This is a genomic window from Hydrogenophaga sp. OTU3427, from assembly GCF_038440225.1.
In the GTDB taxonomy this organism is placed as follows: Bacteria; Pseudomonadota; Gammaproteobacteria; order Burkholderiales; family Burkholderiaceae_C; genus Hydrogenophaga.
Genome location: NZ_JASATI010000024.1, coordinates 1 through 14,203, shown reverse-complemented (window position 1 = coordinate 14,203; position 14,203 = coordinate 1). Strand labels below are relative to the sequence as shown.

At 68.0% G+C, this 14,203-nt stretch carries 11 protein-coding genes; 5 read left to right on the top strand and 6 right to left on the bottom strand.

Annotated elements, in window-relative coordinates; all coding sequences use genetic code 11:
- Positions 1-73: 73 nt before the first annotated feature.
- Positions 74-2,401 (bottom strand): NADP-dependent malic enzyme, encoded by a 2,328-nt coding sequence (locus tag AAHB17_RS14600; protein WP_342131358.1) that lies wholly within the window; start codon positions 2,399-2,401, stop codon positions 74-76.
- Positions 2,402-2,633: 232 nt separating this feature from the next.
- On the opposite strand from AAHB17_RS14600, the gene AAHB17_RS14595 reads away from it, so the two are divergent.
- The 3 genes from AAHB17_RS14595 to AAHB17_RS14585 all read left to right on the top strand — a co-directional run bounded on the left by AAHB17_RS14595 (position 2,634) and on the right by AAHB17_RS14585 (position 5,243).
- The gene (locus tag AAHB17_RS14595) at positions 2,634-3,827 is read left to right on the top strand and encodes a phosphoglycerate kinase (protein ID WP_342131357.1); all 1,194 of its coding nucleotides are present in this window, start codon (positions 2,634-2,636) and stop codon (positions 3,825-3,827) included.
- A gap of 175 nt (positions 3,828-4,002) precedes the next feature.
- Positions 4,003-4,686, top strand: a complete 684-nt coding sequence (locus AAHB17_RS14590) for a hypothetical protein (protein WP_342131356.1) — start codon at positions 4,003-4,005, stop codon at positions 4,684-4,686.
- Positions 4,683-5,243, top strand: a complete 561-nt coding sequence (locus AAHB17_RS14585) for a FlgO family outer membrane protein (protein WP_446719604.1) — start codon at positions 4,683-4,685, stop codon at positions 5,241-5,243. Before AAHB17_RS14590 ends, AAHB17_RS14585 begins: the two co-directional genes overlap by 4 nt.
- A gap of 170 nt (positions 5,244-5,413) precedes the next feature.
- Here the strand turns inward: AAHB17_RS14585 and AAHB17_RS14580 are convergent, their stop codons facing one another.
- The 5 genes from AAHB17_RS14580 to gcl form a co-directional block, all read right to left on the bottom strand.
- A complete protein-coding gene (locus tag AAHB17_RS14580) occupies positions 5,414-6,568 on the bottom strand; it encodes a fatty acid desaturase (RefSeq protein WP_446719603.1) in 1,155 nt (384 codons plus the stop codon).
- A gap of 125 nt (positions 6,569-6,693) precedes the next feature.
- Positions 6,694-7,977, bottom strand: a complete 1,284-nt coding sequence (locus tag AAHB17_RS14575) for a glycerate kinase type-2 family protein (protein ID WP_342131354.1) — start codon at positions 7,975-7,977, stop codon at positions 6,694-6,696.
- Complete coding sequence (glxR, locus tag AAHB17_RS14570; RefSeq protein WP_342131353.1) at positions 7,974-8,876, bottom strand: 2-hydroxy-3-oxopropionate reductase; 903 nt, start codon at positions 8,874-8,876, stop codon at positions 7,974-7,976. The genes AAHB17_RS14575 and glxR overlap by 4 nt, the downstream gene beginning before the upstream one ends.
- A 30-nt stretch (positions 8,877-8,906) precedes the next feature.
- Positions 8,907-9,686, bottom strand: coding sequence for a hydroxypyruvate isomerase (gene hyi, locus AAHB17_RS14565; protein WP_342131352.1), 780 nt, complete (start codon positions 9,684-9,686; stop codon positions 8,907-8,909).
- Positions 9,687-9,763: 77 nt separating this feature from the next.
- On the bottom strand, positions 9,764-11,539 hold the full coding sequence (gcl, locus tag AAHB17_RS14560; RefSeq protein WP_342131351.1) for a glyoxylate carboligase: 1,776 nt from the start codon (positions 11,537-11,539) through the stop codon (positions 9,764-9,766).
- 158 nt (positions 11,540-11,697) lie between these two features.
- Here gcl and AAHB17_RS14555 point away from each other — a divergent pair, with 158 nt between their 5' ends.
- Together AAHB17_RS14555 and pyk are read left to right on the top strand one after the other, a co-directional pair.
- A complete protein-coding gene (locus AAHB17_RS14555; protein ID WP_342131350.1) occupies positions 11,698-12,639 on the top strand; it encodes a LysR family transcriptional regulator in 942 nt (313 codons plus the stop codon).
- Positions 12,640-12,819: 180 nt separating this feature from the next.
- On the top strand, positions 12,820-14,203 hold a 1,384-nt coding region (pyk, locus tag AAHB17_RS14550), incomplete at its 3' end, for a pyruvate kinase (protein WP_342131349.1).

Genomic DNA, 14,203 nt, shown 5'->3' with positions numbered 1-14,203 from the left:
CCAAAAAGCGGGCTCTGCCCGGGAACGGGCAGAGATCGCATCAGGCAAAGTTGGTGTGTACCAACTTCCGATTTCAGCTATGGCGGGCGGCGTTGGCGTCGGCCACGGTGAGTGCGGTCATATTGACGATGCGCCGCACCGTGGTGCTTGGGGTGAGCACGTGCACCGGTTTGGCCGCGCCCAGCAGCACCGGGCCGATGGCGATGTTGCCGCCGGCCGCCGTCTTGAGCAGGTTGTAGGCGATGTTGGCCGAGTCGATGTTGGGAAAAACCAGCAGGTTGGCGTCACCGGCGACGGTGCTGTTGGGCATCAGCGCCTTGCGAGCGGCACCATCGAGTGCCAGATCCCCGTGCATTTCGCCATCCACTTCCAGCCACGGCGCCTGCTCGCGCAACAGCGCCAGGGTGCGCCGCATCTTGATGGCGCTGGGCTGGTCGCTGCTGCCGAAATTGGAGTGGCTCAGCAACGCGGCCTTCGGCGTGATGCCGAAACGCAGCATCTCCTCGGCCGCCATCACGGTGATTTCGCACAGCTCCTCGGCGCTCGGGTCGTGGTTGACGTGGGTGTCGACCAGGAAGACCTGGCGGCCGGGCAGCATGAGCGCGTTCATGCAGGCGTAGATGCGCACGTCCTGCGGGGTGCTGGGGCTGCCGCCCTCGGTCTTGCCGATCACCTGGTCGATGTGCATCAGGTGCTGGTGGGTGGTGCCCCAGGTGCCACAGATCAGGCCATCGACCTCGCCCTTGCGCAACAGCATGGCGCCGATCAGGGTCAGGCGCCGGCGCATCTCGATCTTGGCCAACTGCACGGTCACGCCCTTGCGCTCCAACAGCTGGTGGTAGGTCTGCCAGAAGTCGCGGTAGCGGTGGTCCTGCTCGATGTTGACGACGTCGTAGTCCAGCTCCTCCTTCAGCCGCAGGCCGAACTTCTCGATGCGCTGGGCGATCACGGCGGGGCGTCCGATCAGGGTCGGACGGGCCAGGCCTTCGTCCACCACCACCTGGCAGGCGCGCAGCACGCGCTCTTCCTCGCCCTCGGCATAGGCGATGCGCTTGTTCGCGGCCCGCTTGGCGGCGGCATAGATGGGCTTCATCATGGTGCCCGAGGCGAACACGAAGCTCTGCAGCCGGTCGCGGTAGGCATCCATGTCGGTGATGGGGCGCAGGGCGACGCCACTGTCGGCCGCCGCCTGGGCCACGGCCGGCGCGATCTTCATCATCAGGCGCGGGTCGAAGGGCTTGGGAATCAGGTACTCGGGGCCGAAGGCCAGGGCCTCACCCGCGTAGGCCGCGGCCACCACCTCGCTCTGCTCGGCCTGGGCCAGCTCGGCGATGGCGTGCACCGCCGCGATTTCCATTTCGTCGGTGATGGTGGAGGCCCCCGCGTCCAGCGCGCCCCGGAAGATGTAGGGGAAACACAGGACGTTGTTGACCTGGTTGGGGTAGTCGGTGCGGCCGGTGGCCATGATGGCGTCGTCGCGCACCGCCTTCACGTCCTCGGGCGAGATCTCGGGGTTGGGGTTGGCCAGGGCCATGATGACCGGCTTGGCCGCCATCTTGGCCACCATCTCCTTCTTGAGCACGCCACCGGCGGACAGGCCCAGGAAGATGTCGGCGCCTTCGATCACCTGCGACAGCGTGCGCTGCTCGGTCTTCTGGGCGAACTGGACCTTGTCCTCGTCCATCAGCTCGGTGCGGCCTTCATAGACCACGCCGGCCAGGTCGGTGACCCAGATGTTCTTGCGCGGAATGCCCAGCTTGACCAGCAGGTTCAGGCAGGCCAGGGCGGCGGCGCCGGCGCCGGAGGTGACCAGCTTGACCTCCTTGATGTCCTTGCCCACGACCTTGAGGCCGTTCATGATGGCCGCGCCCACGCAGATGGCCGTGCCGTGCTGGTCGTCGTGAAAGACCGGGATATTCATGCGCTCGCGCAGCTTGCGCTCGACGTAGAAGCAGTCGGGGGCCTTGATGTCCTCGAGGTTGATGCCGCCGAAGGTGGGCTCCAGCGAGGCGATGATCTCGACCAGCTTCTCGGGGTCCTTCTCGTTGATCTCGATGTCGAACACGTCGATGCCGGCGAACTTCTTGAACAGCACGCCCTTGCCTTCCATCACCGGCTTGGAGGCCAGCGGGCCGATGTCGCCCAGGCCCAGCACGGCCGTGCCGTTGGTGATGACGGCCACCAGGTTGCCGCGGCTGGTGTACTTGAAGGCGTTGACCGGGTCGGCCACGATTTCCTCGCAGGGCGCGGCCACGCCGGGCGAGTAGGCCAGGGCCAGATCGCGTTGATTGGTCAACTGCTTGGTGGCCGCAATCGCCACCTTGCCGGGCGTGGGGAACTCGTGGTATTCGAGCGCGGCGCGGCGCAGCTCGGCGCGCTTGTTTTCCTGATCCTGTGACATGTGATGCGTCTCCAAAGGGTTCGAGCCCGGCGCCTCCCGGCCCGAGGGTGCGCCATTGTAGGCGTCGCTCAGGGGACAACCCTAGTAAGCAAGACCACGTAGGCGGTTGTTTCGCTTTTGACTTTTTGTGCGGCATCCGAAACAGCGCCTCATGCCTGAAAGGCTGGCGCAAAGCGCCACTTCTACAATCACCGGCTGCGCTCCCGCCCGCCCCTTTTCCACCCGCCCCGACATGAACTTCATCCGCTTCTCCGATCTGTGCGCCCAAGGCCGTGCCCAAGGCCAGCGCGTCTTCATCCGCGCCGACCTCAACGTGCCACAGGACGACAGCGGCGCCATCACCGAAGACACCCGCATCCGCGCCAGCGTGCCCTGCATCCGCATGGCGCTGGACGCCGGCGCCGCCGTGATGGTGACCAGCCACCTGGGCCGCCCCACCGAAGGCGCCTTCAAGCCCGAGGACTCGCTGGCCCCCGTGGCCACCCGCCTGGCCGAACTGCTGGGGCAACCCGTGCGCCTGGTGGCCGACTGGGTCGACGGCGGCTTCACGGTCCAGCCCGGCGAGGTCGTGCTGCTGGAGAACTGCCGCCTCAACGTGGGCGAGAAGAAGAACAAACCCGAGCTGGCCGCCAAGCTGGGCAAGCTCTGCGACATCTTCGTGCACGACGCCTTCGGCACCGCCCACCGCGCCGAGGGCACGACCTACGGCATCGCCGAGACCGCGCCCATCGCCTGCGCCGGCCCGCTGCTGGCCGCCGAGATGGATGCGATCGCGGCCGCGCTCCAAGCGCCCAAGCGCCCGCTGCTGGCCATCGTCGCCGGCTCCAAGGTCAGCACCAAGCTGACCATCCTGCAGGCGCTGGCCAAGAACGTGGACGGGCTGATCGTGGGCGGCGGCATCGCCAACACCTTCATGCTGGCGGCGGGCCTGAACATCGGCAAGAGCCTGGCCGAGCCCGATCTGGTGGGCGAGGCCCAGGCGGTGATCAAAGCCATGGCAGCCCGCGGCGCGGCCGTGCCCATTCCCACCGACGTGGTGACGGCCAAGGCCTTCGCGGCCGACGCGCCGGCCACGGTGAAGAAGGCCACCGAGGTGGCCGACGACGACCTGATCCTGGACATCGGGCCGCAGACCGCGGCCCTGCTGGCCGCGCAGCTCAAGGCCGCCGGCACCATCGTCTGGAACGGCCCGGTGGGCGTGTTCGAATTCGCTGCGTTTGAAAACGGCACCAAGGTGCTGGCGCAGGCCATCGCCGAGTCGAGCGCGTTTTCCATTGCCGGTGGCGGTGACACGCTGGCGGCCATCGCCAAGTACGGGATCGAGCAGCAGGTCGGTTACATCTCCACCGGCGGTGGCGCCTTCCTGGAGGTGCTCGAAGGCAAGACCCTGCCGGCTTTCGAGGTGCTGGCCCGGCGCGCTGCTTGAGTCTCCTCAGGCATTCCGCCATAGCGGAATGATGTGCAAAAACAACCGTGGCGATGCGCGCCCCCTTGCGGCCCAGAAATTCCTTGTGAACGGCATTGATTCCGAACAGAATTAACAATCCGTTCATCCGTGGTAACAAATTGCCACGGCCGCATTTCAGCACCAGGAGGGACGCATGAAAATTTCCAAAGCCGCTGGCATGTCGGCGCTTGCCGGCCTGCTGGCCACCCTGGCGGGTTGCGCCAATTCGCCGATTCCGCTGGCCCAGAACTTCGAACTGACCTCGCAGTACAAGGTGCGTTCGGCCGGCCACTGGGACCTGGTGTCCAAGGACGTGGTCAGCCAGACCGCGGCGACGCTGGACAAGGCGGGCGTGGCCAACGCCCCCGTCTACGTGAGCCTGCCCGCCAAGCCCAGTGCGTTCGACCAGGGCTTCCGCGAGTTCCTGATCACCAAGATGGTCCAGGGCGGCAAGCAGGTGCTGACCACCAACAACCCGCAGGCGCTGCAGGTGAGCTACCAGACCCAGGTGGTGCGCCACAACAGCCCGCGCCCGCACTTCATTCCCGGTGGTTTCACCATGCTGGCGGGCGGCCTGATGGTGGCCTACGGCCTGCGCCTGGAGCACGTCGACGCCAAGCTGCTGGGCGCCCTGGGCGGCGCGGCCGCGCTGGATTACGCCAGCAGCGTCAACTCGGGCGGCCCGACCGCCACCGAGCTGATCCTGACCACCACCGTCACCCGTGGCGGCCAGTACGTGGCCCGCAAGACCGATGTCTATTACCTCGAAACCGCTGACACCCCGCTGTTCGTCAACACGGCCATGCAAAGTGTGAACTACAAGGTGGTGTCGCAATGAGCCAGCGTTTTGTCCTGGCGGCCGTGGCCGCCGCTGCCGTGATGGGCCTGTCGGCCTGCTCCACCTCCGCGCCCACCCGCGTGGAACCCACCTACGACGAAGCCGCCAACAACGCCTTCATCGCCAGCAACAAGGCCGCCATCGACAAGCTGCTGGCCGGTGTGAGCCGCGAGAACGTCGGCCAGTCGGCCGTGCTGGTGGCCACCGTGGTCAACGTCAACGACCTGTCGCGCGCCGCCCCGCTGGGCCGCACCCTGTCCGAGCAGTACGCCTCGCACCTGGTGGCCAACGGCCTGCACGTGAAGGAGCTCAAGCTGCGCGGCGACGTGTTCGTCAAGGAAGGCACGGGCGAGCTGCTGCTGTCGCGCGAGATCAAGGACATCGCCAAGTCGCACAACGCGTCGGTGGTCCTGGTCGGCACCTACTCCACCGCCGCCAGCGTGACCTATGTGAGCCTGAAGATGGTGCGCACCGAGGACGGCCGCATCCTGAACGGCCACGACTACGCCCTGCCCAACGACCGCGACGTGCAGCGCCTGCTGCAGGTGCCGCGCTGACGCTGCGTTCCCCCAGTAAGAAAGGCGGCCACTGGCCGCCTTTTTTGTGGGTGCTTCAGGGCGCTCATACGGCTTCGCATTCAAGCGTAGAACGGGGCGGGAAGCCGAAGACAGTGCTGTCGCACGGCGAGGCGAACCACCGAAGTTATGCGTTTGAAGGCGACGTCGTATCAGGCCGCCGGCAGCAGGGCCGGGCCGGTGGCGCGGCCGCGGAAATCGGTCCAGCACTGGCGGCTGAAGTCGTAGAGCTTGCAGGCACGCGCGGTGTCGAAGTACCAGCGCCACGAGAACGGCTGCACGATGATGCGCTCGGGCAGCAGGTGTTCCAGCGCCTTCTGGGCGTCCTTCAAACGGTAGAGCGGGATGCTCATGTCCACGTGGTGGGCGGTGTGCTCCATGATGTGGTGCACCAGCGCGCCGATGCGCAGCGGAAAGGTCAGGTGCACCGTGGTGGACACGAACGGCTGGGCGCGCTGCCAGGCGCCGCGCTCGTCGTGCCACTTCACGCGCACGTGGGTGTGGTGGCCGTAGATCACGAAGCCGACCATGTGGAACCAGAACAGCAGCGGCAGCACCAGGCCACAGACCAGCATCAGCGCCACCGACTGGCCGGTGGCCAGGGCGGCGGCGGTGATGCCGGTGGCCCACAGCAGGCCGAAACCCGACACCAGCAGGCAGTCGCGGGTGAAGATGGCGCGATGGGTGCCGCCCGACTGCGCCGGGCTGGGGAACATCATCTTCTTCCACCAGATCTCGACCATGTAGTACACGCCCGGCCCCCAGCCGCTGCGGTAGAGGCGCTCCAGCGCACGGCGTGCGGGCGGCAGGGCGGCGTATTCGGCCTGCGTCAGCGGCGCCCACACGAAGTCCACGCCCTTGAGGTTGGTGAAGCCGTGGTGCACCACGTTGTGGCCCATGTCCCACAGGCTGTAGGCGGTCAGCGAAGGCAGGAAGGCGATGCGGCCCAGCCACTTGTTGAGGCGTCGGTGGGGCGTCAGGCTCTGGTGGCAGGCGTCGTGGCCGATGATGAACAGGCGCCCGATCACGAAGCCGGCGGCCAGGCCACACAGGGCCTTGAGCCAGACCGCGTCGGCCAGCACCACGCCGGCCAGCAGGCCCAGCCACAGCGTGTAATCCAGCGCCAGCAGCCAGATCGCACGCCAGGTGACGCGCTGCGACAGCGGGATCAGCCAGGAACGGATCACCTTGCGGTGCGGCAGGGGGGCGTCCGGGCTCAGCGGCTCCGGCCAGTCCAGTTGGGTCCCAGAAGCAGAAGTATCGGTTTGAGATTTCATGGCAGTGCGCGGTCCGACCGCGTCAAACATCAGCAGACCGGCCGATGCTAGTGGCTGACCCGTGACGGGGATTTGACGCAGATCGAACAAACGGCGCTTTTTTTCGGCCCGGATGCCTTTGGACCGACCAACGGCGCGCTGGCACCGCACCCGGCTCAGGCGGGCGCGCCGATCAGGATGGCCCGGAAGTCGTTGACGTTGGTCAGCGTCGGCCCGGTGCGCACCGAGGCGCCCAGGGCCTCGAAAAAGCCGTGGCCGTTGTTCTGAGCCAGGTGGTCCAGCGGGCGCAGGCCGTGTGCCCAGGCGCGGGCCAGGGTGCCGGGGCCCAGCCACGCTCCGGCGATCGGCTCCACACCGTCCACGCCATCGGTGTCGCCCATGAGCGCATGCACGGCCGGGTGGTCGCCCAGGGCGGCGGCAAAGGCCAACAGGCATTCGACGTTGCGCCCGCCACGGCCCTGCCCGCGCAAGGTGACGGTGGTCTCGCCGCCCGACAGCAGCACACAGGGGGCGGGGAAGGGCTGGCCACGTTCGAGCACCTGGCGGGTGATGCCGGCCAGCACCTTGCCCACGTCACGCGCCTCGCCCTCGATGGCATCGCCCAGGATGTGGACCGCGTGGCCGGCCTCGCGCGCCACCGCGGCGGCGGCCTCCAGCGCCTTCTGCGGCGTGGCGATCAGGCGGGCCTCGGCGCGTGCCAGCCGGGGGTCGCCGGGTTTGACCGATTCGCCCGCGCCCGATTCGAGCACGGCCCGCACCGAGGCCGGCAGGGCGATGCCGTGGCGCCGCACGGTGTCCAGCGCGTCGGCGCAGGTGCTGGGGTCGGCCACGGTGGGGCCGGAGGCGATGTCGATGGCGTTGTCGCCCGGCACGTCGGACAGCAGCAGCGTGATCACCCGTGCCGGGTGGCAGGCGGCGGCCAGCCGGCCGCCCTTGATGGCCGACAGATGGCGGCGCACGGTGTTCATCTCGACGATGCTGGCACCGCTGGCCAGCAGGGCGCGGCCCACCGCCTGCTTGTCCGCCAGGGAGATGCCGGGCAACGGCAGGGGCAGCAGGGCCGAGCCGCCGCCCGAGATCAGGCACAAGACCGTGTCCTCGGTGCGCAGGCCCTGGACCAGGCGCAGCATGTCGAGCGCGGCCTGCTGGCCGGCGGCGTCCGGCACCGGGTGGGCGGCCTCGACGATGGCGATGCGCTCACAGGGCACGGCGTGGCCATAGCGCGTGACCACCAGCCCCTCCAGCGGACCGGGCCAGTGGTCTTCCACCGCGCGCGCCATGGCGGCCGACGCTTTGCCGGCGCCGATCACGATGAGCCGGCCCGCGCCCAGCTCGGCCGGCGTGGGCAGGTGCGGCGGCACACACAAGGCCGGCTGGGCCGAGGCGATGGCGGCGTCGAACAGGCGCCGCAGCAACTCGGGCGGCGTCATCGCGTTCATGCCGGCTGGCCGATCTCGAAGTTGGCCAGCTTTTCCAGCGCGCGCACCATGGCCGAGTGGTCCCAGGCCCGCCCGCCGTGGGCCACGCAGGCATTGAACAGCTCCTGCGCGATGGCGGTGTTGGGCAGGGACACGCCCAGCGCACGAGCGCTGGACAAGGCCAGGTTGAGGTCCTTCTGGTGCAACTCGATGCGAAAGCCCGGGTTGAAGGTGCGCTTCACCATGCGTTCGCCGTGCACCTCCAGGATCTTGCTGGCCGCGAAGCCGCCCATCAGCGCCTGGCGCACGCGGGCCGGGTCGGCACCGGCGCGGGCCGCGAACAGCAAGGCCTCGGCCACGGCCTCGATGTTGAGCGCAACGATGATCTGGTTGGCCACCTTGGCGGTCTGGCCGTCGCCGTTGCCGCCCACCAGGGTGATGTTCTTGCCCATCAGCTCGAACAGCGGCTTGACGCGCTCGAACACCGCCTCGTCGCCGCCGACCATGATGGACAGCGTGGCGTTGCGCGCGCCGACCTCGCCGCCCGACACCGGCGCGTCCAGCATGTCGCAGCTCAGGGCCTTGATCTTGTCGGCAAACACCTTGGTGGCGATGGGCGAGATGGAGCTCATGTCGACCACCGTCTTGCCCGGCGTGAGCCCGGCGGCGATGCCATCCTCGCCGAACAACAGCTTCTCGACGTCGGGCGTGTCGGGCACCATGGTGAAGATGATGTCGGCCCGGGCGGCCACCCCACGCGCGTGGGTGCATTGGGTGGCGCTGCTGGTGGCGATGGCCTCGGGCACCTTGCTGCGGGTGTAGACAAACAGCTGGTGGCCGGCGGCGATCAGGTGCCCGGCCATGGGCGCGCCCATGATGCCGAGGCCGATGAAACCGATCTTGAGGGGAGAGGAAGTCATGGAAGGTTCTGCCAAATAAATGAATGGGGATCAGCCGACGAGCGCGCTGCGCCAGCCCAGGCCGGCCTCGGTGGTGGTGGCGGGCTTGTATTCGCATCCCACCCAGCCGGCGTAGCCGATGCGATCGAGGTGGGCGAACAAAAAGGCGTAATTGATCTCGCCCGTGCCGGGTTCGTTGCGGCCGGGGTTGTCGGCCAGCTGCACGTGGCCGATGCGCGCCAGGTGCTGCTGCAGGGTGGCGGCCAGCTCGCCTTCCATGCGCTGCGCGTGGTAGATGTCGTACTGCACGAAGGCGTTGTCGGCGCCCACCTCGTCCAGGATGGCCAGCGCCTGCGCGGTGCGGTTGAGGTAGAAGCCCGGGATGTCGAAGCTGTTGATGGGCTCGATCAGCAAGCGCAGGCCCGCCGTCTTCAGCTCGGACGCGGCGAAGCGCAGGTTGTCCACCAAGGTCCGGCGCGCGTCGGCCTCGGTCACGCCAGCCGGCCGCTTGCCGGCCAGGCAGTTGAGCTGGCCCACGCCCAGGGTCTGGGCGTAGGTGATGGCGCGCGCCACGCCGGCGCGGAATTCGTCCGAGCGGCCGGGGAGGCAGGCGATGCCACGCTCGCCCGCGTCCCAGTCGCCGGCGGGCAGGTTGTGCAGCACCAGTTGCAGGCCGTTGTCGTCGAGCCGGCGCCGGATCTCGGCGGCCTCGAAGGCGTAGGGAAACAAGAATTCGACCGCGTCGAAACCGGCCTGGCGCGCCCGCGCAAAGCGGTCGAGGAAAGGCACTTCGGTGAACAACATGGTCAGGTTGGCCGCGAATTTCGGCATGGGGTCTCCTTGAATGAAATCGGGGGTTCAGGGCGCCAAAGCCCCCAACGCAACGCGTGGCGCGGGGGGGGGCGATGTCAATCCAGCAGGCCGATGGCGGTGGGCGCGTCGGCGGCACTCAGCGCCAGTTCCTCGAACTCGTTGATGGCGTCGATCTCGGTGCCCATGGCGATGTTGGTCACGCGCTCCAGCATCACCTCGATGACCACCGGCACCTGGAACTCGGCCATCCACTGTTCGGCCTGGCGGATGGCGGGCTGGATCTCTTCCTGCCGGTGCACGCGGATGGCCTTGCAGCCCAGGCCCTCGACCACGGCCTTGTGGTCCACGCCATAGCCGTCAAGCTGGGGCGCGTTGATGTTGTCGAAGCCCAGCTGCACGCAGTAGTCCATGCTGAAGCCGCGCTGCGCCTGGCGGATCAGGCCGAGGTAGCTGTTGTTGACCACCATGTGGATGTAGGGCAGCTTGAACTGCGCGCCCACGGCCAGCTCCTCGATCATGAACTGGAAGTCGTAGTCGCCGGACAGCGCGACGATCTTGCGCGTGGGGTCGGCGGCGCGCACGCCCAGCGCGGCCGGAATGGTCCAGCCCAGCGGGCCGGCCTGCCCGCAGTTGATCCAGTGCCGCGGGTGGTAGACGTGCAGGAACTGCGCGCCGGCGATCTGCGACAGGCCGATGGTGGACACGTAGGTGGTGTCGTGGTCGAAGTTGTTGTTCATGCACTGGTAGACCCGCTGCGGCTTCATGGGCACGGCGTCGAAATTGGTCTTGCGCAGCAGGGTGCGACGGCGCTCGCGGCATTCGGCCACCCAGGCGCTGCGGTCCCTGAGGGTGCCGGCCGCCTGCAGCTCGCGCGCCACGGTCACGAACAGTTCCAGCGCCGCCTTGGCGTCGGAGACGATGCCAAGGTCGGGCGTGAAGACGCGACCGATCTGGGTCGGCTCGATGTCCACGTGGACGAAGGTGCGGCCCTTGCAGTAGACCTCGGTGCTGCCGGTGTGGCGGTTGGCCCAGCGGTTGCCGATGCCCAGCACAAAATCGCTGGCCAGCAGGTTGGCGTTGCCGTAGCGGTGGCTGGTCTGCAGGCCACACATGCCGGCCATCAGCGGGTGGTCGTCGGGGATGCTGCCCCAGGCCATCAGCGTGGGGATGACCGGCACGCCGGTCAGCTCGGCGAACTCGACCAGCAGCTCGCAGGCATCGGCGTTGATGACACCGCCGCCCGACACGATCAACGGCCGCTCGGCCGCCTGCAGCATGGCGATGGCCTTTTCGATCTGCTTGCGGGTGGCGGCCGGCTTGTAGGCGGGCAGCGGCTCGTAGGTATCGATGTCGAATTCAATCTCGGCCATCTGCACGTCAAACGGCAGGTCGATCAGCACCGGCCCCGGACGGCCCGAGCGCATGAGGTGGAAGGCCTGCTGGAAGGCGCGTGGCACCTGGGCCGGCTCCAGCACCGTGGTCGCCCACTTGGTGACCGGCTTGACGATGGAGGTGATGTCCACCGCCTGAAAGTCTTCCTTGTGCAAACGCGCCCGCGGCGCCTGGCCGGTGATGCACAGGATGGGGATGCTGTCGGCCTGTGCCGAGTAGAGGCCGGTGACCATGTCGGTGCCGGCCGGGCCGCTGGTGCCTATGCAGACGCCGATGTTGCCGGCCCGGGCGCGGGTGTAGCCCTCGGCCATGTGCGAGGCGCCCTCGACGTGGCGGGCCAGCACGTGCGAAATGGTCTGACGTTCGCGCAGCTGGGCGTACAGCGGGTTGATGGCGGCGCCGGGCACGCCAAAGGCCTGTGTGACGCCTTCCTTTTCCATCACGAGCACGGCGGCCATCGCGGCTTTCATCTTGGGCATGGGGTCTCCTGGGATAGGGGGTGGTGTTTGGGTCCGTGGTGAACCCGCTGGACGCATGGTCCGCGTCCATGCCTTTTCCCGGAAGGCCGCCGCCACTCATTTCGCTTATTCCACGGTGGAATGGACAGGGGAGCAGGAAGGCGTTTAACCTCCTGTCCATGGAGCGTATTCAAGCGATTCGTCTGTTCGTGCGTGTGGTGGACCTGGGCTCGTTCAGCAAGGCCGCGGCCGAGCTGGGCATGGGTCAGCCGGCGGCCACCAAGCAGGTGCGGCGCATGGAGACGCAGCTGGGCGCGCGCCTGCTGCACCGCTCCACCCACGGCGTCACGCCCACCGAGATCGGCCTGCTGTACTACGAGAAGTGCAAGATCATCGCCCACCACGTGGACGAAGCCGAATCGATCGCGACCCTGCTGCAGACGCAGGTGCAGGGTGCCCTGCGCATCAGCACCTCGGTGGCCTTCGGGCGCCGGGTGATGGCGCCGCTGGTGATGCAGTTCATGCAGATGAACCCGCGCCTGCAGGTGGACCTGAGCTGCGACGACCGCTACGTGAACATGGTGGAGCAGGGCGTGGACGTGGCCATCCGCATGGGCCGGCTGGCCGACTCGACGCTGGGCTCACGCTACCTGGGGCTCAACCCCTGGGTGGTGGTGGCCGCGCCCGGCTACCTCAAGCAGCACGGCACGCCGCGCACGCCCAAGGACCTGCAGCAGCACGACGCCCTGATCTACAGCACGGTGCAGGGCGACGCCCGCTGGCACTTCACCGGCACGCAGGGCCGCGCGGCGTCGGTGCCGGTGCACGGGCGGTTGCGCTCCAACAACCTGTCCATGCTGCTGAGCGCCGCCCGATCGGGCTTCGGGGTGGCGGCGCTGCCGCGCTACGTGGCGCAGGAGTCGGTGCGCACGGGCGCGCTGGCCACCGTGCTGGACCACTGGCAGCTGCCCCAGCAGGAGATCCACGCCGTCTACCCCTCGCCGCGCATGGTGCCGGCCAAGGTGACACAGTTCATCGAATGGCTGCAGGGCCAGTTCGACCAGGAATGGTGGGACAAGACCAGCCCCGGCGGCAAACGCAAGACCAGCGCCGCAGAGTGATACGGCCTTGCATTCAAGCGCAGAACGAGGCGGGAAGCCGAAGACAGTGCTATAGCACGGCGAGGCGAACCAACGAAGTTATGCATTTGAAGGCGAGGCCGTATGAAACCGCTTGGTAACTCAACCGGCAGATAATCCGAAACTTGATTACAACGCCCCCCGGGGCCGGAGACAGACCACATGCCACAACGCGCCACCAAAATCGTCGCCACCCTGGGCCCCGCCTCCAGCGAGCCCGCGCTGCTGGAGCAGATGATCCGCCACGGCGTCAACGTGGTGCGGCTCAACTTCTCGCACGGCAAGGCGCAGGACCACATCGACCGCGCCACCCTGGTGCGCCAGGCGGCGCAGCGCGCCGGCCGCGAAGTGGCCATCATGGCCGACCTGCAGGGCCCCAAGATCCGCGTCGGCAAGTTCGCCGAGGGCAAGGTGATGCTGGAGAACGGCGCAGCCTTCGTGCTGGACGCCGAGCGCACCGAGCCGGGCGACCTGCTGGGCGTGGGCCTGGACTACAAGGAGCTGCCGCGCGATGTGAAGGCCGGCGACCTGCTGCTGCTCAACGACGGCCTGATCGTGCTGACGGTGGAGCGGGTGGTGGGCCCGGCGGTGCACACCACGGTCAAGGTCGGCGGCGAGCTGTCCAACAACAAGGGCATCAACAAGATGGGTGGCGGCCTGACCGCCCCGGCCCTGACCGCCAAGGACATGGACGACATCCGCACCGCCATGTCCTTCAAGGCCGACTACGTGGCCGTGAGCTTCCCCAAGACCGCCACCGACATGGAACTGGCCCGCCAGCTCTGCAACGTGGCCTGCAGCGACGGCCACCGCCCGGGGCTGATCGCCAAGATCGAGCGCGCCGAGGCCATTCCCGAGCTGGAGAACATCCTGCGCGTGTCCGACGGCATCATGGTCGCGCGTGGCGACCTGGCGGTGGAGGTGGGCAACGCGGCCGTGCCGGCGCTTCAAAAACGCATGATCCGGCTGGCGCGCGAGATGGACAAGGTGGTGATCACCGCCACCCAGATGATGGAAAGCATGATCCTGGCGCCCGTGCCCACCCGCGCCGAGGTCAGCGACGTGGCCAACGCCGTGCTGGACGGCACCGACGCCGTGATGCTCAGCGCCGAGACCGCCGCCGGCAAGTACCCGCTGGAAACCGTGATGGAGATGGCCAAGATCTGCGAGGCGGCCGAGAAGGCCCACCACCACGAGATCGAGTCCGACTTCACCGGCAAGACCTTCGGCCGCATCGACCAGACGATCGCCATGGGCGCCCTGTTCACCGCCCACCACCTGGGCGCCAAGGCCATCGTGGCGCTGACCGAATCGGGCTCCACCGCCCTGTGGATGAGCCGCCACGACGTGCGCATGCCCATCTACGCGCTGACCCCGAAACTGGCCACCCAGCGCAAGCTCACGCTGTACCGCAACGTGCGCCCGCTGCTGATGGACACCAGCGCCGACCGCGACACCGCCCTGGCCGACGCCGAGGCCCACCTGAAAAAACGCGGCATCGTCCAGGCCGGCGACGTCTACGCCATCACCTGCGGCGGGCCCATGG

Coding starts and splice junctions, on each gene's coding strand:
- hyi (WP_342131352.1), bottom strand. CDS start 9,686: ATGCCGAAATTCGCGGCCAACCTGACCATGTTGTTCACCGAAGTGCCT.
- gcl (WP_342131351.1), bottom strand. CDS start 11,539: ATGCCCAAGATGAAAGCCGCGATGGCCGCCGTGCTCGTGATGGAAAAG.
- glxR (WP_342131353.1), bottom strand. CDS start 8,876: ATGACTTCCTCTCCCCTCAAGATCGGTTTCATCGGCCTCGGCATCATG.
- AAHB17_RS14590 (WP_342131356.1), top strand. CDS start 4,003: ATGAAAATTTCCAAAGCCGCTGGCATGTCGGCGCTTGCCGGCCTGCTG.
- AAHB17_RS14595 (WP_342131357.1), top strand. CDS start 2,634: ATGAACTTCATCCGCTTCTCCGATCTGTGCGCCCAAGGCCGTGCCCAA.
- AAHB17_RS14580 (WP_446719603.1), bottom strand. CDS start 6,568: ATGTTTGACGCGGTCGGACCGCGCACTGCCATGAAATCTCAAACCGAT.
- AAHB17_RS14585 (WP_446719604.1), top strand. CDS start 4,683: ATGAGCCAGCGTTTTGTCCTGGCGGCCGTGGCCGCCGCTGCCGTGATG.
- AAHB17_RS14600 (WP_342131358.1), bottom strand. CDS start 2,401: ATGTCACAGGATCAGGAAAACAAGCGCGCCGAGCTGCGCCGCGCCGCG.
- AAHB17_RS14575 (WP_342131354.1), bottom strand. CDS start 7,977: ATGAACGCGATGACGCCGCCCGAGTTGCTGCGGCGCCTGTTCGACGCC.
- AAHB17_RS14555 (WP_342131350.1), top strand. CDS start 11,698: ATGGAGCGTATTCAAGCGATTCGTCTGTTCGTGCGTGTGGTGGACCTG.